This window comes from Pseudomonas sp. SED1 (assembly GCF_034044025.1).
Taxonomy (GTDB): domain Bacteria; phylum Pseudomonadota; class Gammaproteobacteria; order Pseudomonadales; family Pseudomonadaceae; genus Aquipseudomonas.
Window position 1 is genome coordinate 1 of sequence record NZ_JAXCIS010000018.1, and the last position, 1,757, is coordinate 1,757.

General features: G+C 62.8%; 1 protein-coding gene. It reads right to left on the bottom strand.

All coding sequences use genetic code 11. The annotated features are described in order from the left end of the window. Window positions 1-75: 75 nt before the first annotated feature. Entirely contained in the window at window positions 76-1,446 is a 1,371-nt protein-coding gene (locus SNL23_RS02455) for a flagellar hook-length control protein FliK (RefSeq protein ID WP_318301514.1), read from the bottom strand. Window positions 1,447-1,757 lie beyond the last annotated feature (311 nt).

Sequence of the window (1,757 nt, forward strand, 5' to 3'; positions counted from 1 at the left end):
ACCTGTAACGGTGACTGACACTCCGTATTCGCGAGCAAGCCCGCTCCCACATTTCGATCATCGCCAGGCTTTGGATCAGGCGTAATAGTCCACGGCGCTGGAGCCAATCACTGACTGCACCACCGGCGCGGCAACTTCAGCCACCTCACCAATACCGCCGCCATCAACCCCATCACCCCGCCCGCCACTGCCACTGACGCCGCGTGCCTGGTTCTGCTGTTGTTGGTCCTGGCCCTGCTGACCCTGCCAGCCACGGGACTGGTCGGACACGTTGACGTCGACCTGGCCCATGCCCTGCTGGGCAAACATCTCCCGCAGGCGGCCTGACTGGCTTTCCAGTGCTTCACGAACCACCGCGTGACCACTCATGAAGGTGACCTGCGCCTGTTGGTCCGCGGACATTTTCACGCTGATGTCCAAACGACCCAGCTCAGCCGGTTGCAGCTGGATTTCTGCCGACTTGAGGTTGGCGCTGGACAGGTACATGACCCGGTTTACCACCTCGTCGGTCCAGCCGCTCTGGTGCATGGCCAGTGGTGCGTTGGCCACCGGTGGCAGGGCATTTGCGGTTTTCGGGGTGGCGGCCTGGGTCAGCGCGGCGAGGCGGTTGGCGAAATCGTCGACACGGGTGTCGCTGCGGGCGTCTTTCAGGTCTTTGAGGCCGCCATCGATCAGGCCGGTGAAGGCTTTGTCGCCGCCCTGGTCGGTGCTGTCCTTGGTCGCTTGCTGGTCGACCATGCTGGCCAGGCCAGTGGCGAAGTTTTGCGCGGCCGTTGGCTGGTCCTGGGTCGGGGCCGGCGTGCCTTTGGCTGGGGTTTGGCTGCTGGCGGACACGTGACCGCCCTGCTCCATGGCCAGGCGTACGGCGGGCATTGCGTCCAGCGGGTCGGCTTCTGGGTCGAAGGCCGGCTTGGCGTCGTCGGTAGCGGCCACGGGTGGCGCTACTACTGGCTGGGACTTGTCATCTTTCGCCGCGACCGGTGCCGGTGTTTCGACGGGTGCTGGCGTTGCGGGTACCGGGACAGGCACTACCGCGGCCATCAGCGCCGGGTCGACGGCTGGGTCGACCGGGGGTTGCTGGGCCAGGGTTGGGTCGTCTGCCGGGGCCGGATCGTCGGTCTTGGCGGTGGTGTCCGGGGTGTCGGACTTGGCCGGCGGGGTGGCAGGCAAAGTCTTGCCGTTATCGGCAACTGATGGAGTGCCGGCGGCAGGCTTGTCGTTGTTGGCGGCGGGCTTGGTGCTGGCGTCCGCAGGTTTGTCGCGGGTCGATTTGGTGGTGGTGTCGGTGGGTTTTGCCGAGGGCGCGGGGGCTTGCTTGGCGAACACCTGAGCGAAGCCCGGGGCCTTGTCCCGCGGGTCCGCAGCCACTGCCGGTGGATTGGCAGCGGGCGCTTGAGGCTTGGCCGCTGGGGCCGCCTGCAGGAGCGAATTCGGGGTGATTGCCATAGATAAGAGTCTCCGCCGCACAGGGGTCGAGGGTGCGGTTACAGGAGGTAGAGCAAGAGTTGGGCCAGATTTTGGTTTGGGAGTGTATATCCGTTATTTGGGTGATGGCTTATATGGGTTCCGCTCTTACAGCCAGCCCTTTCAAGGTCTTTGCCTAAATCGCGTCCTACGCCTATTCCGGGCTGAAATTAAGAAAAAAACGAGTTGAATTTGGTTCAGTTAGCATCTCTTTTGGTCAAAAAATGATCATGTTTTGAGGCTTTTTCCAAAGACCTTGAAAGGGCTGGCTCTTACAGCGGCTCACTTTTGAA

Coding starts and splice junctions, on each gene's coding strand:
- SNL23_RS02455 (WP_318301514.1), bottom strand. CDS start 1,446: ATGGCAATCACCCCGAATTCGCTCCTGCAGGCGGCCCCAGCGGCCAAG.